General features: G+C 26.6%; 17 protein-coding genes. 13 read left to right on the top strand and 4 right to left on the bottom strand.

Going from position 1 to position 21,174, the window contains the following annotated elements:
- Positions 1–139 precede the first annotated feature (139 nt).
- On the bottom strand, positions 140–1,501 hold the full coding sequence (locus tag HMPREF3186_RS06515; RefSeq protein WP_060914464.1) for an Nramp family divalent metal transporter: 1,362 nt from the start codon (positions 1,499–1,501) through the stop codon (positions 140–142).
- Between the two features lie 372 nt (positions 1,502–1,873).
- Between HMPREF3186_RS06515 and HMPREF3186_RS06510 the strand changes: the two genes are divergently transcribed.
- Together HMPREF3186_RS06510 and radC are read left to right on the top strand one after the other, a co-directional pair.
- Positions 1,874–2,593 carry a prepilin peptidase gene (locus HMPREF3186_RS06510; RefSeq protein WP_060914463.1) on the top strand — a complete coding sequence of 240 codons (720 nt, stop codon included), beginning with the start codon at positions 1,874–1,876 and terminating at the stop codon, positions 2,591–2,593.
- The gene (gene radC / locus HMPREF3186_RS06505; protein WP_060914462.1) at positions 2,587–3,360 is read left to right on the top strand and encodes a RadC family protein; all 774 of its coding nucleotides are present in this window, start codon (positions 2,587–2,589) and stop codon (positions 3,358–3,360) included. The genes HMPREF3186_RS06510 and radC overlap by 7 nt, the downstream gene beginning before the upstream one ends.
- A 336-nt stretch (positions 3,361–3,696) precedes the next feature.
- Here radC and HMPREF3186_RS06500 read toward each other — a convergent pair whose 3' ends face one another.
- Positions 3,697–4,503 carry a type II toxin-antitoxin system PemK/MazF family toxin gene (locus tag HMPREF3186_RS06500; RefSeq protein WP_060914461.1) on the bottom strand — a complete coding sequence of 269 codons (807 nt, stop codon included), beginning with the start codon at positions 4,501–4,503 and terminating at the stop codon, positions 3,697–3,699.
- Positions 4,504–4,516: 13 nt separating this feature from the next.
- A complete protein-coding gene (locus tag HMPREF3186_RS06495) occupies positions 4,517–5,173 on the bottom strand; it encodes a LexA family protein (RefSeq protein WP_060914460.1) in 657 nt (218 codons plus the stop codon).
- Between the two features lie 716 nt (positions 5,174–5,889).
- On the opposite strand from HMPREF3186_RS06495, the gene HMPREF3186_RS06490 reads away from it, so the two are divergent.
- Together HMPREF3186_RS06490 and HMPREF3186_RS06485 are read left to right on the top strand one after the other, a co-directional pair.
- Entirely contained in the window at positions 5,890–7,467 is a 1,578-nt protein-coding gene (locus tag HMPREF3186_RS06490) for an ATP-binding cassette domain-containing protein (protein WP_060914459.1), read from the top strand.
- A gap of 282 nt (positions 7,468–7,749) precedes the next feature.
- Positions 7,750–8,139, top strand: a complete 390-nt coding sequence (locus HMPREF3186_RS06485) for a hypothetical protein (RefSeq protein WP_060914458.1) — start codon at positions 7,750–7,752, stop codon at positions 8,137–8,139.
- Positions 8,140–8,349: 210 nt separating this feature from the next.
- Here the strand turns inward: HMPREF3186_RS06485 and HMPREF3186_RS06480 are convergent, their stop codons facing one another.
- Positions 8,350–9,885, bottom strand: a complete 1,536-nt coding sequence (locus tag HMPREF3186_RS06480) for an ABC transporter ATP-binding protein (protein WP_231724176.1) — start codon at positions 9,883–9,885, stop codon at positions 8,350–8,352.
- Positions 9,886–10,209: 324 nt separating this feature from the next.
- Between HMPREF3186_RS06480 and HMPREF3186_RS06475 the strand changes: the two genes are divergently transcribed.
- The 9 genes from HMPREF3186_RS06475 to HMPREF3186_RS06435 all read left to right on the top strand — a co-directional run bounded on the left by HMPREF3186_RS06475 (position 10,210) and on the right by HMPREF3186_RS06435 (position 20,555).
- Entirely contained in the window at positions 10,210–11,790 is a 1,581-nt protein-coding gene (locus HMPREF3186_RS06475; protein WP_060914457.1) for an ATP-binding cassette domain-containing protein, read from the top strand.
- Between the two features lie 124 nt (positions 11,791–11,914).
- Complete coding sequence (locus HMPREF3186_RS06470) at positions 11,915–12,730, top strand: AAC(3) family N-acetyltransferase (protein WP_060914456.1); 816 nt, start codon at positions 11,915–11,917, stop codon at positions 12,728–12,730.
- A gap of 198 nt (positions 12,731–12,928) precedes the next feature.
- Positions 12,929–14,134: an MFS transporter gene (locus HMPREF3186_RS06465; protein ID WP_060914455.1), complete on the top strand. Its 1,206-nt coding sequence runs from the start codon at positions 12,929–12,931 to the stop codon at positions 14,132–14,134.
- Between the two features lie 120 nt (positions 14,135–14,254).
- Positions 14,255–14,590, top strand: coding sequence for a hypothetical protein (locus HMPREF3186_RS06460; protein ID WP_060914454.1), 336 nt, complete (start codon positions 14,255–14,257; stop codon positions 14,588–14,590).
- A 785-nt stretch (positions 14,591–15,375) separates the two neighbouring features.
- Positions 15,376–16,542, top strand: a complete 1,167-nt coding sequence (locus HMPREF3186_RS06455) for an Abi family protein (RefSeq protein WP_060914453.1) — start codon at positions 15,376–15,378, stop codon at positions 16,540–16,542.
- Between the two features lie 316 nt (positions 16,543–16,858).
- Positions 16,859–17,815 carry an ABC transporter ATP-binding protein gene (locus HMPREF3186_RS06450; RefSeq protein WP_060914452.1) on the top strand — a complete coding sequence of 319 codons (957 nt, stop codon included), beginning with the start codon at positions 16,859–16,861 and terminating at the stop codon, positions 17,813–17,815.
- Positions 17,808–18,596 carry an ABC transporter permease gene (locus tag HMPREF3186_RS06445; protein WP_060914451.1) on the top strand — a complete coding sequence of 263 codons (789 nt, stop codon included), beginning with the start codon at positions 17,808–17,810 and terminating at the stop codon, positions 18,594–18,596. Before HMPREF3186_RS06450 ends, HMPREF3186_RS06445 begins: the two co-directional genes overlap by 8 nt.
- 1 nt (position 18,597) lies before the next feature.
- Positions 18,598–19,389: an ABC transporter permease gene (locus HMPREF3186_RS06440; protein WP_060914450.1), complete on the top strand. Its 792-nt coding sequence runs from the start codon at positions 18,598–18,600 to the stop codon at positions 19,387–19,389.
- A 440-nt stretch (positions 19,390–19,829) separates the two neighbouring features.
- Complete coding sequence (locus HMPREF3186_RS06435; RefSeq protein WP_156438981.1) at positions 19,830–20,555, top strand: hypothetical protein; 726 nt, start codon at positions 19,830–19,832, stop codon at positions 20,553–20,555.
- Positions 20,556–21,174 lie beyond the last annotated feature (619 nt).

Genomic DNA, 21,174 nt, shown 5'->3' with positions numbered 1-21,174 from the left:
TTTTTCCATGCCCCGAACTTGACAAAGAGCCTCTTTTTGTTGTTTAAGTACAATTTAAATATATTAAGAAATGAAAAAAGGGGTGACTCTATAAAATCGATTTTTTAGTAATCACGATTTTTGAGTCACTCCTATTATTTTATATGAATGTTGATATTATTAACCAGAAATTTAAGATTATCAATACGACTGTACAGATCCATGCAACAATTTTCATCCATGTTTTAATAACAAACTCTCCCATAAGTTTTTTATCTGATGTATAGAGTGTTAATGGGATAATGGATATTGGTAGAGCAATACTTAAAAATACTTGTGTATAAATCAGTAAGCTTTCAATTGCTTGTTCACTATCACCAAAAATTATTAAACAAATGACAACAGGCATTACCGCAATTACACGAGTCAGCATTCTTCTAATCCACATAGGAAGTCTCATGTGGATGAAACCTTCCATAACTATTTGTCCTGATAATGTTCCGGTAATAGTAGAATTTTGACCAGAGGCCAATAGAGCTACGGCGAATAGTGTACTAAGGAGTGGTGAAGCAATAACTCCAACAATGCTGCTATCTTGTAAAGCGTTATAAAGGTCTGTAAAGCGTCCAAGACTATCACCATGACCATAAAACAAAGAAGCACCTAGAACTAATAGTAAGCAGTTAATAACAAATGCGATTGAAAGTTGAATATTAGAATCTATAGTAGAAAATCTAATAGCTTCTTTTTTAACTTTGTTGTCCTTTCTATCGTATCTTCTTGCTTGAACAATAGAAGAATGTAGGTACAGATTGTGAGGCATAACTGTAGCTCCCACGATACCTAAGGCAATAAATAATGCACCTTTATTATTAATTACATCCTTGTTCGGAATAAAACCTTTAATTAATTCGCCGGTATTAGGGTTAGCTAATAAAACTTCATAGAAGAATATTATTAGAATTGTAAATATCAAGGTAGCTACAATAGCTTCGATTTTTCTAAATCCAAAATGTGCTAATAATAGGAGTAAGAATACATCAAAGATAGTTATTATAACCCCTATTAGTAAAGGAATACCGAATAATAATTTTAAAGCTACAGCACTACCAATAATTTCTGCAATATCGGTAGCCATAATAGCTAGTTCGGTAATTATCCAGAGAACAAATCCCATTTTTTTACCAGTATGCTTTCTAGTTGCTTGAGCTAGGTCCATACCAGTTACAATACCTAATCTTACAGACATTGATTGAAGCAACATCGCGATAAGATTCGATATAAGTATAACGAATAGTAAGCTATACGCATATTGAGCACCACCAGCGATAGAGGTAATCCAGTTACCAGGATCCATATAACCGACTGCTACTAATGCTCCCGGTCCACTATAAGCCAGGACTTTCTTTAAAAAGCTTCCTTCTTTTGGAACATCAACTGTATTGTTAATTTCTTGAAGAGAAAGCTGATTCGCAGCTTCTAACTCTTCTTGACTTTTTCTCAAAAATTTTTTAAAAATCATTTAATCACCTTCTATAAAAATAATAGTGTAGAATAAGAATATAAAACTACTTTCCTTAAGGCGGAAATCTTGCCTTCGGGAAACTATAAACAATATTATACTACAAAAATGAAAAAATGTAAATTTTTTTGAAAATAGATATTACTATGAGTGGACTAGAATGATAATAGAAATTGAAAATGAGTATGATTTCTTGTGAAAATCTATTCAAGAGGAAAAGTTGTATACAGAATTCCGAAGAGATTTTTAAAAAATATTACGAATAAAAAAATATTATTTAATAGCTAAAACATCAGTAAGGATAAAGTTGGTTAGGTAAATATACTTATGATAAAATATAATTGAAGGGTTATAAAGTGAGGGGAGATATTTATGGAAAGATACATATTTATTGTTATTGTAAGTCTTATATTTGCTAGTGCAATCAAATGTTTAGTAGATAGTGAAAATAAAAAAGAGTTCCTATTTAGACGAAGTCGTTGTTCAAGTTGCCATAAAGAATTAAGGGGGAGCGACTTAATTCCAATCTTTAGCTATTTGTTTAAAAAAGGACGATGTAGTTACTGTAATCAAAAAATTCCATTAGATGTATTTTTATACGAAATTTTTACTTTTATTACTATTGTATTATTTATTATTTTCCAAAATCATTTTATTTTTATTAGTTATCTTGAAGTCAGTATATTTATTATTCTCATTTTTTTAGGAATAGAAGATATAAAATCATTTGAAGTTAATGATGAGTTGTTTTATCTTCTAATTATATTAAATTTTTCTTCTATATATATTCACTATTATTTATTCAATTTTTTAGATTTTATTTATCTTGTTATTATTTTTCATATATTATATATTTTCACAAGAGGTGGTTTAGGTTATGGCGACATAAAAGTATTTTGTGTATTAGCTTTAAATTTAAATTTATTTGAGGGAGTGTATTTGTTAATTTTCACATTTTTATATGCAGGATTCTTCGCTATTGGATTAATTATTTTGAAAAAAGTTAAAAGAAAAACGAAACTACCACTAGTACCATTCATAGCACTCAGCTATTTAACAATAATATTAATAAGGGAGGGATTATTATGGTAGCATACACTATTAAAGAGTTTAGTGAAGAAGATCGTCCGAGGGAGAAATTCAAAAAATTAGGTGCTTTAGCTCTCAGTGATAAAGAGATTCTAGCAATATTATTAAGAACAGGTACAAAAAATCAAAATGTAATTGAGCTTTCCGACATGATTCTAAAAGATATGGGTGGCATTACAAAGTTAAGAGATGCAACTTTAACAGAACTTATGAAACATAAAGGGATAGGTCAGGAGAAGGCGATACATATTCTAGCGAATATAGAGTTTGCAAGAAGAATATATGCGACGAATGTTTTAGATGTGAAGTGTGATAGCCCGCAGTCAATAGCCAATTATTTAAAATCATCTTTAGAGAATTTAACGCAAGAAGTTTTCGTAGTATTAGATATTGATACGAAAGGTAAAATAATCGAAAAAAGAGAAGTATTCAAAGGTAGTTTATCTATGTCAGTAGTGCATCCAAGAGAAGTATTTAAACTAGCAATAAAAAATAGTGCTTCGAGCATCGTCTGTGTACATAACCACCCGAGTGGAGACGCAACTCCTTCTATAGAAGATATTAAAACAACGATAAATCTAATGGAAGTTGGTGAAATAGTTGGTATTGAAATGCTAGATCATATCGTGGTTGCAAAAAAAGGATATGTTAGCATTAGGAAAGTATTGAACTATCTAGCAGTAGAAAATATAGATTATAAATACGAAGATGTTACGGGTGAACAATTAAAATATATACTGAGAAAATACAAAGTTGTAGGGGAGTATTAAAAGGAGGAAGTGTAGAGAGTTTTTATTTTGTCTAAACTGATTGATTTTGACTAGTTAAAAAAGAAAAACCGTCAGTAATTAGTTACCAACGGTTACGATCACTAAGTTCTAGTTAAGATTTGCGATAGATATAATTAAGTATCTATGTTAGTAACTTAATTATAATATAAAATATCAAGTGGATCAACTTTTTAGTTATAAAAAAGAAAAGAGTACCTCGTATTGAGATACTCTTAATATGATATTGATGCTGATGTTTCACAGCGAATAATGATATTGTTGTGGATGTTTCACCACTAATTTATATTAATAGTATCTCATTTTTTTATTTATTTGTCAAATGTTAAAGTAAATCTTTCTTATTCTGTTTTCTATAAGATTCATTGATTCTTCTGAAATTGTAATATTTCCAGCACTTTCAAATTCTGAAACTGGCGTCAGTTTTCTTTTATCTATAGTTTGTATCATATTCACACAAGCATAACTATCTTTATTTTTATATTTCTTATATTTTTCTATACCTTTAAAGTGTTGGTCTTTAGATTCTAAGAATTCTTTATTTCCTTTTTTTAATTTATATAATGCCTTGGTTATTAATTCTTCGGAATAGTTGTTTATATTTTTTTGAATATCGTCAGTCATAATTCCATCATTTGCTATTAATAATTTCGTTACATAATTTTTAAAATCATTAAGATTGTTAGGTCTTGAAGCATCGATTTCAGAAATATATTCCTTGGATTTTACTTCCCACTTAGATATTAACTCATCGATTTTATTAAGGTGATACTTAGAATTTTTAAAATAAATATTATCATAAGGATTTAGTTCTTGATAATATTTATTGTTTTTTGAAGACAGTGGAACTACTGTGATTGTACTCTTTGTAACCTTATCGTATTTATCTAATACAATAGCAAAATGGTTACCACTCAATTCAGAACCAATATTAACTCCAAATTTCACATACACAATTGTTCCACGTTTAAACTTTGGAAAGAACTTAGTATTTTTCCCTTGAGCCTCTTTATAAAATTGTTTAGCTTTAAATAAAACTGATTCTGGAAGATATTTGAATTTATACTGATGATATTCCATGACACTTACAAATATTCTTTGAGCTTCTTTAAATATTGATTTCATTATTCCTTCCTTTCTAAAACTTCCTTCTTAACTCAACAACTCGTCCTAAAATTACTACTGGTTTTGTTACTACTTCTTCATTTGAAAAGTACATAGGTGAGTATTCTGAGTTATTAGATATTAGTATTATTCCATTATCAAGCTTTTCAAACTTCTTACAAGTGACATCATCCCCATTTACTAGAGTGATCACCACATCTCCATTGTTAGCTGTTGATTGTTTCCTTACTATAACAGTATCTCCATGATTTATATCTGGTTTCATGCTAATTCTAAGTCCAAAGAATTCACCTTGGTTTTTCCACGATTGAGGTACTTCCTCATAGTCTAGGATTTCTTCAACAGCTGAGATAGGTATTCCTGCTGCAACTGTTCCTAATACTGGAATCTTTAGACCTTGTGGGGTTTGAGGTCCAGTATTTTCTATTCTTTCATATCTAGGTACATTGTATCCTAATAACCACGCTTCTGTAACGCCAAATACTTTTGATAATAAGAAGATTTTTTCGTTATCTGGATTCGATTTACCATTTACATATTGAGATAAGTGACTTTTAGAAAATTTTATATTATATTTCTGTTGAAATGGTTTAGCTAAATTAAGAACATCTATTTGTCTTAATTTTTTTTCTTTCATTATTTGATTTATTCTTTCAGTAGAAGTCGCCATAAACTTCACCTCCTGTTAGATTCATAATATCATGATTTTAATAAAAGTTCAAAGAAATTGAACTTTCTTGTTAGAAATTAGAAAATGTTAGTATATAATAAAATTAAGTTCGAGTATTTGAACTTACAAAATAGAAAGAAGACAAAATGAAATTCAATTATATAAAATAATAAGTATAGATTTATTAATATGATAATTTTTTAAAACAAAATATAAAAATTGATTTTCTAGTAGAAATATAGTAGTATAAAGGAAGGTGATTCACTACCTATATTTCAAGTGTGAATGTTAAGCTAGGAATTTTTCCTAGCTTTTTTGTATGGAGTACCATTAATATAATAGAAAAGAGAAGATATGTATTTTTTTAGTTTCAGTTAAACGATTAGTTTTAGGTTAAATTCTTTTATATTTGAACTGGAATTTAATTTAAGAATTAATAAATTCTAAAAACAACCTTGAATTTTCAGAAATAACATTGACTACCAATTTTTTATTTGATATAATTTCTATAATTTAACAAAACGTTAATTGGATTTTATGTTGAGTGGAAAGTTAATCTATAGATTGAATTATTTTAGAATATCAAATATTAAGAAAGAAATTGATTAGCTTTTATTAGCAATTAATTTCTTTTTATTGTATTTAGATTTTCAAAGGCTATTATAAAATAAAAACTGAAATTTTAAATAGAAGGACTCAACTAAGGAGTGGGAAATATGAGGAAATTTTTATTTGCGGTAGTTTTATTTCTTATTACAGCAGTCTCGGGAATTAATATTTATTTTTCATATCAAATTAAATATGTTGTTGATGCCCTCACTAGTAAAAATGAACAATTATTCTACGATCAAATTATCTATTTATCTGTAATTATTATACTAATGCTTATATGTGAATATTTACGTCAGATTTTAGATACTATTTATTTAAACAAAATTGGATTCAATATTCATAGAACTCTTGTGGGTAGTTTACTTAGGAATAAACTAGATACAAAGAGTAAAAATTTATTATCTACTGTGAACAATGATATTGAAATGGTAAAAGATCAATATTATAATACGATTTTTTCTTTGTATCAAGGAATGGTTTATTTTATTTTTGCTACAATAGCGTTGTTCAAATTAGATGTAACAACAGCGTTTTGGGTTATAGGATTGTCACTATTTCCGATTGTAATTCCTAACCTATTCAAGTCATATTTGAAAAATGTTCAAAATAGTATTTCTATACAAAAGGCTAGTTATAACGATAAACTTGAAGATTTTTTAGAAGGGTTATTGGTTATTAAGAATAGTGATTCGGCTAATATATTTTATGAAAAATTACTTAATGAATATAAAAAAATAAATAAACTTGTTAATAGAAAGAATATTTTAGTATCACTTGTAAATGTTTTAACAGGATTAGTATTCTACGCTACTATTATTGCTATTTTATATATAGGAGGTCGTCAAGCTCTGTTAGGAAATACTAGTGTAGGGGATATAGTATCTATTTTTACTATTTCTGCAGAGTTAGTAATGCCTGTTAATTTGATAACAGCTTCTATAGCTAATATAACATCGGTAAAAGATATAAAGAGAGAATTAGATTCTAAAGAGAAGTTTGAATATATAGATAGTCATAAAATTATCGATTTTAAAAATATAGAGGTTCGAAATGAAAGTTATAAATTTAATAATAGAGAAATTTTTAGTAATTTTTCAGCTAGGTTTGAAAAGGGTAAAAAGTATTTAATTCAAGGAGATAGTGGCAGTGGAAAATCGACGTTAGCATTACTATTAACGAAAAACCTTGAGGGATGTAACATCTTTTTAAACGGAAAAAATATTAACAGTTATGAATACAACACAATTCAGCAACTAATAACTTATGTACCTCAAGATAGCTTTATATTTGTAGGTACAATTATTGATAATCTTACTTTATATAAAAACATAGAAGCGGATAAAATAATGACTTTAATAAAAGAAACTAGATTAGATGACAAAATTAAAGATGCTTCTGATTTGATTAATACTACGTACGATAAGAGAAAATCAAACTTATCTGGTGGACAAAAACAAAGGTTAGCATTAATTAGGGCTATATTACAGGAAAAACAGGTTATAGTTTTAGATGAAACATTATCAGGATTGGATAAAGATACATACATCTTAATTGAAAAATTACTACTAAGTATGAAAGATAAGACTTTGATTCATATTTCACACAGATCTTATCCAGAAACTTTGAAAATGTATGATGAGGTATATGTAATGAGGAATGACTCAAAAATCGCGATTTCTTAAGAAACAAGATTTTGTCTAGTCATCCTCTGCAAAATTTATTAGATATCTAAAAAGCTTTTATAAAGTGAATTTAGATATCAATAAACCACTGTGTTTATGAGTTTTTATATGAACTTTGTTAAATATTAGGACTTTTTAGTCACTCTTATAAAAAAATACACGTAACATAGCATCACAAATATTTTGAATACGTTTTTAAAAATGGTATAATATAATTGAATAAGTATAAGTAATTATATTGTATTAGTTAATAAAATAATTTTAAAAGGGAGGAGGAGAAAAATGAATAAGCTTAAAGATTTAGGTTTGTTGGTATTGCAAGTTGAAGTAGTAGGTTTCTTATTTATAGCGATGAATAAATATTTAACTAACACTACAAGCTTTTTACCTGAAGCTTTCACTCAAGATAAAACAGATATTAAGGCATATAGTTTAGCTGCATTGGCGTTTATGATATTAGGTATTGCTCAATATTATGTAGTTGACTTATATGACAAAATCAACTGGAAAAAAGCGAGTGTAATTGAATATTTGGTAGAGGTAGCAGGAGTTTTATTAGTATTTATCTATTTACAATTTATAGATAATCTAGTTAAGTTTGCATTTCTATTCGTGTTAGTTTCATTTCTATTTATAATGAGATATTTATACTTTTATAAGAAATTTGCATAAGTTTATACTTTTGAACAAAGTCTGGAGGAAAACACTGTTCAAAGTGTAGAAATTTTTAGTTTAAAATTTTAATTTGGAATGTAAGTATTCAATATAATTGTTGTACTGTTGTTTCTTGATTATATAGGGGAAAATAAAAAAACGGGGGTGACTTAAAAATCTTGATTTTTGAGTCACTCCCATTTTGTTTAATCTATTTAATAAGTGATATTACTGTACTTTTAATTCTACACATTCTGTTAGTTGTTTTTTGATTTCTTCTTGTATATGGTGAGAAATCATTATTAAGGTTAACTTGTTGTCAGCTAAGATATTGTTTTCTATCTGTACTGCTGTTTTTTCATCTAATGCTGAGGTTGCTTCATCAAGAATTAAAATTGGATAGTTTCTAATTAAGACTCTCGCAAGAACTAACCTTTGTTTTTCTCCTCCTGATAGGATTTCTCCCATATTAGATAGGTTGTGATCTAAGCCGTCAGATAAAGCTTTAACTCTATCAGCTAAACAAACTTTTTCCAATATGCTCCATATTTCTTCATCTGAATAACTATCATCTAAAGTGATGTTATATCGAATTGAACCGCTGAAAATAGATGTTTGTTGACTCACATATCCAATCTCGTTGGAGAAGTTAATATCATCTTGTATCTCAAGAGGATTCCCATCAATTAAAACTTTATCTTGGTTGGATTGTAATTTTCCTAGTAGCAACTTGATTATAGTAGATTTCCCAGAACCACTTTTACCGATTACGGCGTATTTTCCACCTTTATTTATATTAAAGTTGAAGTTTTTAATGACATGGTTATCTCCGAAACTATAATTAAAGTTTTTAAATTCAATATTTTCTTCAACGTGTGGATAAAGTGTTTCTTTAGCAGTTGATTTAGTTATAACGCTATTTAATATTTCTTTTGTACCGATTACCTTAATATACAAATCAACCAATTGATTGATAGAAGTAAGGTATATGCCTAGTATAGTAGATACCGAAGCTATCGTTCCTATAGTTAATTCATTTTTTAAAACTAAGTAAATCGCAAATATAAAAATTAATAATTCAAGTAACTTCTCGATACTTTGTAAAGTTAACTCAGCAAATGCCATTAATTTAGAAATACTATACTGTTGATCTTCTTTTTGAACCTGACTAGCTTTAACATTTTTTGAGAATAAATTTATCTTACCGATATTTTTTAAATCTTCATAACCTGTTAAATATTCCTTTAAAACTCCAGAAAATTTCCCTGATAAAATTGATAAATTTGTATATCCTACACTAATTTTATTACCGAACTTACCGCTTATTAAAAACATAGCGATTGATGATAATAGGGCGAATACAACAAATTTCCAATTAATAAGCCATAAAAATACTACTGATGAGATAAATAATACAATAGCACTAAGTAAACCGGTTAATGGTGAGAATAAATACGCAGATAATAATTCAAGTTGATAAGTATATTTAGTCATATGCTCACCAGAGTCAACCTTATTAAATTCTGATTGAGACATAGTTTCTATGTTTTTACTAATTCTATCACCTAGATATATTTTCCATTGTTTAACTAATTGTGCAATTATAATTTTTAACCACGCTCTAAGTAATTCTACTATTATTAAAATACAAATAATAACGCCAACTTTTGTCCAAAGAGACCCTGTTTTGTATATTACAGAATCAACAATATCAACACGAGCGTATACAACGTAAACAGTCCCTATTGATACTATTAATGTCAAAATAAACATAATGCCATAATTTTAATTTGTTCAATGTTATAACTTCTAAAATATTTTTAATCATATTGCTCTCCTTTGAATAGATTACATAAATGTTGTTTGTATTTAAGTTACAAGGTTTATGTAACTTTAATTATACTGACTTTTTTTTTCGTGTCAAGACAATTAGAGTAAGTTTTCTGAAAATTATAAGTTTATATTGTTATCATCTTTTTTTCATACTATAATAAATGTATAAATATAAGTTGATGTTTTATATAGTTCTCAAAATTTCCCTTATTAGCATGATATTAAATTAAGTGGAATTAAAAGTAGGAGGTATTTATGAAAAAATATATTTTAAAATTTAAATATAGGTTCTTATTAATTTGTTTTCTTATATTGTTAAGACAGTTATTTCTTATGAAGAGTAACTTTTTAAATGCAGATGCTATAACTGTGCTTACTAATAGAAATCTACATAGTTTCTTTGAAATTATCTTATTCTTATCAGTTACGTGGATTGTTATTATAGTAATTGATAGGGTGGTAAAGGTAAGAGAGGAGATTTTTATTCAAGATATTGGAATAGATGTTAAGGATAATCTGTCTACTAACCTTGTAGAATTAGATATTGAAAAGTATAAAGATAACTCATCTGGTGTTTATCAATCGTGGTTTAACAATGATATTCAAATGATTCAAGAAAAAGGTTTGAGGAATATATTTGCTATAATATACAGTCTTTCTGGTGTGGTATTTTCTCTTTATGCTCTATTGAAATATCACTGGATTATTTCTTTAATTACTATTATAGGAACAGGAATATTAATTTATCTTCCAAAAATTTTTAATAAAAAACTTCATAATATGGGAACAGAAGTTACTAAAGAAAATGAAAACTATGTAGCTTCGTTAGAGGAGACGATTCTAGGTTATGATACGTATTTCTCTCTTAATAAATTACAAATAATTCCTAAAAGAATAGCTCATATAAGTAGAATTTTGAAAAATGTATTTGTAAAACAAAGTAAATTGGAAAGTAATTATTATATGCTTAACTTTGGCTTAAATGTCTTTTTCCAAGTGTTATTAGTTTTTGTTACAGGGTATTTAGTTGTTAAAGATAATTTGGAAATCGGTGCAGTTGCAGCTGTAGGAATGTTTGCTAATCTTGTATTTGATGGTATGAGCCAAGTAGGTTATAGAATAGCATTTATTAAAGGGACAAAACCTATTTTCTCTAAGCATGATGAATTCATGTTAAATAATAAGGATACCCACTCATCTGTTGAATATTCTTTAAGAGAAACATTATTTAAAATTAAAAACTTACATTTCAGTTATGGTGATAGAGAAATTCTAAATAATTTGAACCTTGATATAAAAGAGGGGAATAAATATTTAGTAAGTGGAGATAGTGGTGTTGGTAAATCAACATTATTTAAAATAATTACAGGACAATTAAGAAATTATGAAGGTAGTGTAGAGTATTGTAGTATTGATTTGAAAAAATTATCTACTAAGCAAATACTAGAAAAGCTGACTATAATTCAACAAGAAAATTTCGTATTTTCAGGTACTGTTAAAGACAATATAACTATGGGAGAAGTAGTAGAGGATAATGAAGTAGCTGAGTATTTAGAAAAAGTGGGATTAACACAGAAAGACTTCTTATATTCAGAAGTAGAGGTTCATGGAAAAAATCTTTCAGGAGGACAACGCCAAAGATTGGCTATAGCTAGAGCGTTATTTAATGGCAAAAAAATACTTTTAATTGATGAAGGAACATCAGCTTTAGACAAAGAATCAGCGAAAAGTTTAGTAGAAATGCTGTTAGGAAATAAAGAATTAACTATAATAATGATTAGCCATGACATAAGTGATGAACTGAGAGGAAAATTTGATAATATTATAAAATTGTGATACAAGTGAAAGTTAGTAAAAAATGATATAGATTGAATAGAAAAATAAAAATAGGGGAGTGCTCAAAAATCGATTTTCCGAAAATAAGATTTTGAGTCACTCCCATTTAATAAGGAGGACAAGTATGAGTTATAAGTTTATGAGTGATGCTTTAGATAATAATTTAATGCCAATAGGTAAAAGTGATTTTTTAAATTTATTTAAAGATTTAGAAATAGGTGAAGGTGATATCTTGATTGCACATGTTTCGCTTAGTAAATTCGGTTATATAATCGGCGGTGCAAGATGTATTTATGAAGCTCTTATGGAAAGATTAGGAGAAAGTGGAACGCTCGTTGTTCCAACACAATCTTTAGAGAATATGTCTCCAGAGTACTGGGAATATCCTAAAGTTCCTGAGGAGTGGATAGAAAAAATAAAACAGGAAAGTTTATCTTATGATGTTAATTTATCTAGTACACGAGGTATGGGAAAATTTAGCGAATTTGTTATGAATCTAAAACATTCTGTTAGAAGTTCTCATCCACTATATTCTTTTTCAGCAGTAGGAGAAAAAGCACAGAAAATTATAAAAGAGCATCCATTAGATGATGGCTTAGGATACAATTCACCATTAGGGAGATTGTATGATCAAAATGCCAAAATTTTGTTATTAGGAACTGATTTTGAAACTAATACAGCATTACATCTTGCAGAGTATTCATTAAATCGAAAAACAATAAAAGAAAGTGCTAATGTAGATGGAGAGTGGTTAGAGTTCTCTAATATCGAATTAGATATATATGATGATTTTTTAACAGTACAGAAAGAATTCTTGGAGAATTGTAAGGGGAGTTATCAAATAAAAGAGATTCAGAAAACATCAGTTCTGTGTATAGATTTAAAAAGTTGCGTAGATTTTGCGAAAGAATATTATAAGAAAAAGGGAGAAGTGAAGTAGAGGGTGCATGATTTTATATTAAAATTTTCAAATTGTTACCATTTTATTTTCATATTATAATAAATATAGTAATTATTTATATGTTATGAAAAATAAGGGAAAAATTTTTAGAAGATATATTTAAAATTTATAAATTCACATATTATTAAAATTTTAGAATAAGACATGAGAGACTATGGAATAAAAAGGAATTAATTTATGAATAAATATATGAGTGTTTTAAAAAATGTTGATTTTATAAAGCATTTTTTTTCGATTAACTTTATAACATTAGCACAATCATTTGTTAGTATCAGTATTATCTGGTTAATTTATGAAGAAACTAAAAACCCACTATTGATAGCTGTTTTTGGTGTATTGACTCAATTGCCAGCTATAGTTTTTGGACCATTAATATCAAAAGTGTTAGATAGGTTTAATATTGGAAGAGCAATGTTCTTGTTTTTACTATTAAGAGCTAGTATTTTTCTGATTATTTTTTTATTGCCGTTTAATGATAAGATATCTTTAAGTATTATAGGATTATTGATAGGTTTGAATAGCGTCATAGGAATTCCTTTATCAGCAGGAGGAGATATAATAATAAAAGAGGTGTGTGATGATGAACAATTAGTAACAGCTAATGCATTGATGATAATATTTTTCGACATCTCTTATATCTTTGGTTCGATTTCTGTGGCAATAATGGGAGTGCTAGGTAATAATAGTATAGCTTTTATAATAGGTGCTGTATTATTTTTCATTTCAGCAATAATAATAAGTACAATAAAAAGTGACGAAATATTTAGTAACAATGAAGATAGACAGGAAAAATATACGATATTTAGTTCTATGAAGTATATTGTAAAAAATAGTGAGATATTACTTATGACAATTAACACGACATTGTGGAATATGTTCACTTGGGGAAGTTTTATCGTTTTATTACCAATATATGTAGAACAAAATTTAAATAATGATAGTGTAGCGTATGGAATATTAAATTCTTTACAATCTGTTGGTATTATACTAGCTTCACTTATAATAGGTTTACAATTTATATCAAAAATTAAAATAGAAAAATTAATTTGCCTAGGTATTATAGTGCATTGTTTATTATTGATACTGTTTTATTTTAGTACGAATATTATTTTTTCAGTAATTATACTTATTATAGCAGGAATCGCTTCAGCACCAGTACTAATTTATAAAGCAACATTCTTCCAAAGAAAAATTTCTAGAAAAATAATGGGGCAAGTATTATCATTAATTCTAGTTTTAGGAAGTGTCTTGTATTCTCTAGGAGGTATAATAATAGCGTTTCTGATAGAAAAATTAGGAAAAGAATATTTTTCGTACATAAATTTATATTCTTTAATTATCATTATAGTAATATCACTAATGAGTCTTAAAAAAATATCGTAGATTTATCTGCTATAAATTAAAATATATTTTTTCGAAGTGAATTAAAGATATTTATTTTTGGTATGAGAGAATGATATAATTATATCTGTAAATAAGTACAATAGAAAGGGGAAAATAATTATGGATCCTATGATTGAAAAAATGTTTAATGATAATTTACTAAATTTTAAAATTATTGTTGAACTAGTAGATTATTTAAGGGTTAAGTACGGTGAAGAACCGTCATTTACATTTGCTTGTTTTAAAAATGGGTTAAATACAGAGCAAACTGAAGATTTGCTTATATTCTATTCGGACATTACTGATGAAATAGCAACCGAGGATATACATTTATTAGATAGAAATTTATTAATAGAAAAAACTAAAGAAAAAATTCCAAATTTGACAGATGATAATAAAATTGGAGAAATAGTAGAAAGTTATATTAATTGTTGTTTTTTGTTAAAAGATAAATAAATTATAGTATCAGATTAAGTTATTACTAAATCAAAAGTCTGTTTTTTGAAATTAATGGGAGAATAAAGTGAGGAAGAATAGATTTAATAATTTAAAATTAGTACATATATTGTTAATTATGAAAAAAGATGATTAGAAATTATGAAACTGAAGAAAGATTTTTTTGAAAAATTATTAATTTATATATTTCCAATTATTATAGTAATAGATATTATTAATAGATATTATTAATAGATATTTAATAAACAATTATATATTGTATATTTTAAACAATATTATGTATGTAGGATATTTTATAATGATTCTTGTGTTTCTTTTTATAAAAATAAGAAGAGAAAAAGGAAAGAAAAGAGTTGAGAAAAATTAAAATGGGAGATTATATAATCAAATTAGACATTTGGTGTATTTTATTCCTCCAAGGGAATGACTCAAAAATCGAGATTTTGAAGAAACAAGATTTTATCGAATCTTCCCACAAAGTTTATTAGATATCTAAAAAACTTTTATAAAGAGAATTTAGATATCTATAAACCACTTCTTCTACGAATTCTCATATACACTTTTTTAAAATTTAGGACTTGCGTGTTACCCTATTTTTATTGTGTTAGGATATTTTCTCTTTTTTCTACTTAGAACATTATCACTTTTCATTCACATATTTTAGAAAATGATGGATTTTTATTGTAGTTTTAGTTAATGTATGATATACTGAACATACAGATCGAATAGAAGCCTCTGCTGTGTACACAGTGGGGGCTTTTCTAATAAGAGGAGAATGGTCACTTATGGAGAAAATATATAAAACTCAAACAGAGAGAATAGATTTATTAGTGAAAAGAGGTATGACTATAGAGGAATCTAGTAAAAAAATACTTGAAAAATATAGTCATTATAATCTAATAAATGCTTATAAAAATCCATTTTTGGAGAATAAAGGTAATTATCCAGCAGCAGCTAATATAAATGAGGACTACTATATTTTAGGAACTATACCAGAATATTTTGAGGCGTTATATCAATTTGATAGGAAATTAAGATTAATTTTTTTAGAAGAAATATTAATTATCGAGGAGAAATTAAAACACGCTATAATCCAATCTTTTTATGATGTTCATACTAATTATGGTCAGAACAAAACAGTTTCTGAAACTTTGCATAAGGAGAATGAGTATTTACGAAGAGTTTATTATAATAGGGAAACTTTTAGTGTTGAAGAAATAGAAGAAAAAAGTGGTCATAGATATACAGTAACAGCTGGAACAGAGTATGACTTAGCTACCCTTAAGTACATGAAGCCTAAGAAAAAGAGATATACAAATGATACTGTCTATGATGAGATTATGACAATGATATATTCAAATATAGGAAGGCAAAGGAAAAAGAAAGCATATATAAAAAAATATATAGATGAACACACATATCTCCCAATGTGGGTTTTAATGAATATTATGACATTTGGAAGTGTTGGTAAATATTTTAATATACAAATAGATGAAGTTAAAGAAAAAATATTAGAAAAATTTAATATAGCAGGGGATGGAGGATTGCTTATAAACAGTGTTAATTTTTCTAGAATACTAGAAATTCTGGGTATTTATAGGAATATTACAGCCCATAATGAGAGATTTTATTGCACTAGTACCTCGATTCCAATAGATGATAATTTTATGAAATTCATAGATAAATTGCCGTATTCAGAAGATGTTAAGAGACTAGCTGGAACAAACCATTATATTAATAAAACAAGAGGGAAAAAACTATCTAGTGTAAGGAAGAGTATATATTCATTAATGTTTTCTATATCTATATTTCAAGAAGCTGATGAATTGACATTATTTAAGGACAAAATTAAAGTGGAGTTGGAGAAACTACGTTCATCATTACCAGAAAGGTCTTATGAATTTATAAAAAAAGAGATGGGGTTAAATTTTGATTGGTATAATAGATTGTAAAATAAGAGGAAATATTATGAAAAAGAGTTAAAAGACAAAAGAAATAAATTACTAAGTATCAACCTCATCTCCTGATTTAGTGAGATGGGGTTGTTTTTTTTATTGTTTCAAAAATAACCGAATTCGATAGCGAAAATAATTTCCTTATCGTAAATTAAAAGAAAAATAAACGTAATATTCAGAAAATATTGACTTTAAGAGAAAAACACGTTAATATAGTTAAAAATAGGAGAATAGGTTCTAGAAAAATAGGAGAATTTGATGAAGAAAATCATCGTGAATCGGATAATAAATCAGTAAAATAAGAGGAAATATTATGAAAGAGATAATTAGTGTTGAGAGTCTTAGTAAAGATTACATAATAAAAAATAGAGTTAGCTTTTTTAATACAGAAAAGACGGTTAAACAAGCATTGAAGGATATAAATTTTAGTATTAAAGAAGGAGAAATTGTAGGATATATAGGAAATAATGGAGCTGGGAAATCTACAACAATAAAACTACTGTTAGGAATACTAACTACTACAAAAGGTTCAATAAAAGTGTTCGGTAAAGATCCGTTTGTAAACAGGCAAAAAAATGCTAAAAACATAGGTGCACTATTCGGACAAAAATCACATTTATGGTGGGATTTACCACTAATTGATTCTTTTGAGTATTTAGCAAAAATCTATGAAGTAGACAATAAAGAATGGTTAGACTATTTGATAACAGAATTAAATGTAACAGAGTACTTATATCAACCAGTAAGGCAACTATCTTTAGGACAAAGAATGCGTGGGGAGTTTATAGCTAGTATTATTCATAAACCTCAACTGGTGTTCTTAGATGAACCGACTATCGGTTTAGATATAGAAACAAAGAAGAAAATTATGGAACTAATACTAAAAATAAATGAGAAGTATAATACTACTATCATACTAACAACCCATGAGATTTCTGATATTGAAAAAGTATGTAAGAGAATGATTTTGATAAGTGATGGCGAAATTAATTATGATGGTGAAGTGAAGAGCTTCAAGCAAATTTTTAATAAATATAAAAAATTAAAAATGTACGGAGAGAATATAGTAGATTTAGATGAAGAAGGAATATTGCCTTTACGTACAAATATTGATTCTAAAGAATTTGTTTTTGATGAAACTAAATTTAATGTGTTGGATATAATAAAACTACTACCGAATGAAAGTATTATTACACAAACTGAAGTATTAGACTTAAATCTACAAGAAGTATTGCTTGTGAAGGATAAGACGGGTGATAAATATGAATAGATTTTTTGCTTATACTTTATATCAATACAAAAGTTTATTACAATACAAATTTAATACGATAATGCAGATAATTGCATCACTTTCTATGGTATTAATACAGTATAGTATCTGGATATATGTTGAAAAATACAATTCCAAAAATATTGATGAAATAATAACTTATGTACTGTTTGCGATTATGTTACAAATAGTTTTACCTATAAAAATAACTACCAATTTTGTATCTGAGAAGATTTTAAAAGGTACTATTATTAATTATTTGAATAAGCCTAATAGATTAATAGTTATAACGTTTTTCACTACTTTAGGCAATTTTCTCTATAAATTAAAATTTCAAGTACTGCCGATTTTAGTTATTTATATTTTACTGTTTTATAATTTAATATTTAGAACCATATCTCTTAAGAGGTTTGTACTTTTTATATTCGTGTATATTTTGAGTTATATTGTTGCGTTTTTATTAGGTTATATTATTGCATTATTATCAACAGTATTTATAAGAATAAACGGCGTATCTGAATTAGTCAATGCTCTTCTTATTATTTTCGGTGGAGGATTGCTACCTTTAGATTTATATCCGAAACTATTGTTAAGAATATCAGAGGTAACTCCATTTTACGCTGTAATGTATGCACCTATTTCTATTATTGTACATGATAATGATTTAGGAAAAGTCTTATTTATTCTTGGTGTACAGATGTTTTGGTTAATCATATTATTGATAATTTCAAAAAAACTATCACAATATGTATTTAACAAGTTTGATATAATGGGAGGTTAATATGAAGAAACATTTATATTTATATGCAGAGTTTTTTAAAATGGATGTAAAAAGGATATTGAGTTATAAACTAGATTTTATTATAGGAAATTTGGGTTATTTACTAGATACTCTTACAACATTATTTGTATTACTTATTACGCTTAATTATACAGAATTAATCGGTGGCTTTTCTTTATATCAATTGTTATTTTTATATGGTTTTCTAACATTAACATCGGCGTTATGGGAATTTTTCTTCGTGACAACTTTAGAAGTTCCATATTTGATTCAAACTGGAGAACTTGATTTATTTTTATTAAGACCGCTTAATATACTTTATCAATTTATTATTTTCCAATTAGATGAGGAAGCTTTATTTGAGTTAATTACAGGTGTAGTAATTGTGATTTTTTCATTATATAACTTAGATATTGATGTAAATTATTTATTTATAGTAAAATTCATTTTATTTACAATATCTGCAGTTTTAGTAAGAGAGGCTATATACTTAGCACTAGTATCAATTAGTTTTTTTTCGATAACAAATGATGGTATAAAATCAGTTTTATGGCAATTGTATCAATTAGCAAATTATCCAGTTAATATTTATCCGTTTTTTATTAAAGTAGTACTAATAATTATTCCATTCGCGTTTGTGGGATATTTCCTAGTGGTAAATTTAATAAATTCGCATGATAGTTTTAATTTAGAAACATGGCTTTTAATATTATTTGGACCGCTTCTACTTATACTAATCTATAAAACAATATGGAATTTCGGATTAAAAAAATATCAAAGTACAGGATCATAATAGTTAAGAAGGTTAGAGAGTTATAATAAATAAGAACAAAATGAATCATATAGGAGGTGTTCTTTATAGAATTTAATGTTAAATTAGCGAGAAGTTTGTATTTATGTTTGAACTTAATTTTGAGTGTTTTATATTCATATATAACGGTGAAATTTATATCTGTATATAATTTTCCTATATATTTTATTTTGTTAATAACTACTTTGATAGAAATATTTATTTTTCTAGATACTAGTTATTTCAGATTATTAACTAGTATAAAAACAAAGTATTTTTATTATATATTAATAGTTTTTTCAGTAGTAGTATTTATTCTTAAGAATAACATAAATTTATACTATGTCTTAACATTTTATTTTGTTTATTACTTATTAATATCAATAGTTCTGCTTAATTACAATTTATTTGTAATAGAGGAAAGTAAGTCTATCAAAGCTGGAGTGACAGATATATCCTTATACAGCAACTTGTCAAAATTACTTGGTTTTTCTTTAGGTAGTTATATTTATAAGGTGAATATTGATGAATATTTAATAGTATTTATAATTGTGTTTGTTTTATTTTCAAGTTTCAAAATAAATAATTTTAAAAATGAAACTGAGAAAAATTCTGAAAGATTAGTTTTTAATAAGTTGAAAAGAAAATATATTATAATCAATACAGCATTATTGTCTGGAACAGCAGTGTTTTTTATACCGTTGTTTATAAAACAATTAGCGGCTAGGAATTTAATACAGTATTCTAGTATTGTATTTTTTATACCAGGACTAACAGTAGTTTTATTTTTAATACTTACTAAGAAATATGATATGAATTTAAATAGAATACTTATGTCTTACATAATTTTTGATATAGTATTCTTCATATTGGTTATATGCGAAGTATTTTTACCATTGCAAGTGATATTATTATCATTAATAGTGGCATTAGGGGTGTCAATTAGTATAAAATTAAGGACTAATTTTATAAAAATTAATGATAAGGATTATAGAAAAAGTATAGTTCAAATTTTTCGAATAAGTTCACCGTTATTTACTATTATTTTAAGTTTTGTAGGATTATACGTGGAAAACATTGCTTATTATATTTTGCTAATAAATGCAATTTCGGCTATTCATGTATTGTATGTGAATTTAAGAAATAGAGAGTACGCTTTATTAGATTAAGGAAAAGTTTTTAGAAAAAATTTAAAAAATGAAAAATTAATGAAACAATGTACACTTAGTTTTTTTAGAAATAGCTTGGTGTACATTTTTTGGTTCAATTTGAGAAGTAATACTATGTTATATTGCTATGAAAACCAGTATTTATTAACTAGAAATAACAGGTGATAATTTTGGAAAGCGTTTTTTTTTTTTTTTTTTCTTTTCATATTGCTTTCAAATCGTTTTTATATTACAATAAAACTGTAAAGCTTTATAACCTCATAAAATAAGGAGGACAAAAAAATGGTATTAGATATTGGAATTTTATAGTTTATAATGTGAATAATAATAATAATAAAGAGAATCATCATTATTTTTTGAGTTTCTTATGATCTTAAAAATTGTTGTTTCTCATTATAATTTTGATAGAGGAGGAGAATCAGCTATTTTAACAGACGATAATGATTTTATAGTATTTGTTAAAGTAGACATTCGATTAATAAGCCACTCATTCAAGAAGACGCACTTTATTGTGTAAGCTACATGTAAACTACATATTAAAGAGTTGAAGTGGATGACCTAAAAGTCATAAAATTTAACAAAGTGTCTATGAGAACTCATAGACGCAGTGGTTTATTGA

It is taken from the genome of Gemella haemolysans (genome assembly GCF_001553035.1).
GTDB classification, from domain to species: Bacteria; Bacillota; Bacilli; order Staphylococcales; family Gemellaceae; genus Gemella; species Gemella haemolysans_B.
This window is presented reverse-complemented; position numbering and strand designations above follow the sequence as displayed.

Excerpts from the sequence above, each read along its gene's own strand:
- HMPREF3186_RS06515 (WP_060914464.1), bottom strand. The coding sequence starts at position 1,501 with ATGATTTTTAAAAAATTTTTGAGAAAAAGTCAAGAAGAGTTAGAAGCT.
- HMPREF3186_RS06510 (WP_060914463.1), top strand. The coding sequence starts at position 1,874 with ATGGAAAGATACATATTTATTGTTATTGTAAGTCTTATATTTGCTAGT.
- radC (WP_060914462.1), top strand. The coding sequence starts at position 2,587 with ATGGTAGCATACACTATTAAAGAGTTTAGTGAAGAAGATCGTCCGAGG.
- HMPREF3186_RS06500 (WP_060914461.1), bottom strand. The coding sequence starts at position 4,503 with ATGAAATCAATATTTAAAGAAGCTCAAAGAATATTTGTAAGTGTCATG.
- HMPREF3186_RS06495 (WP_060914460.1), bottom strand. The coding sequence starts at position 5,173 with ATGGCGACTTCTACTGAAAGAATAAATCAAATAATGAAAGAAAAAAAA.
- HMPREF3186_RS06490 (WP_060914459.1), top strand. The coding sequence starts at position 5,890 with ATGAGGAAATTTTTATTTGCGGTAGTTTTATTTCTTATTACAGCAGTC.
- HMPREF3186_RS06485 (WP_060914458.1), top strand. The coding sequence starts at position 7,750 with ATGAATAAGCTTAAAGATTTAGGTTTGTTGGTATTGCAAGTTGAAGTA.
- HMPREF3186_RS06475 (WP_060914457.1), top strand. The coding sequence starts at position 10,210 with ATGAAAAAATATATTTTAAAATTTAAATATAGGTTCTTATTAATTTGT.
- HMPREF3186_RS06470 (WP_060914456.1), top strand. The coding sequence starts at position 11,915 with ATGAGTTATAAGTTTATGAGTGATGCTTTAGATAATAATTTAATGCCA.
- HMPREF3186_RS06465 (WP_060914455.1), top strand. The coding sequence starts at position 12,929 with ATGAATAAATATATGAGTGTTTTAAAAAATGTTGATTTTATAAAGCAT.
- HMPREF3186_RS06460 (WP_060914454.1), top strand. The coding sequence starts at position 14,255 with ATGGATCCTATGATTGAAAAAATGTTTAATGATAATTTACTAAATTTT.
- HMPREF3186_RS06455 (WP_060914453.1), top strand. The coding sequence starts at position 15,376 with ATGGAGAAAATATATAAAACTCAAACAGAGAGAATAGATTTATTAGTG.
- HMPREF3186_RS06450 (WP_060914452.1), top strand. The coding sequence starts at position 16,859 with ATGAAAGAGATAATTAGTGTTGAGAGTCTTAGTAAAGATTACATAATA.
- HMPREF3186_RS06445 (WP_060914451.1), top strand. The coding sequence starts at position 17,808 with ATGAATAGATTTTTTGCTTATACTTTATATCAATACAAAAGTTTATTA.
- HMPREF3186_RS06440 (WP_060914450.1), top strand. The coding sequence starts at position 18,598 with ATGAAGAAACATTTATATTTATATGCAGAGTTTTTTAAAATGGATGTA.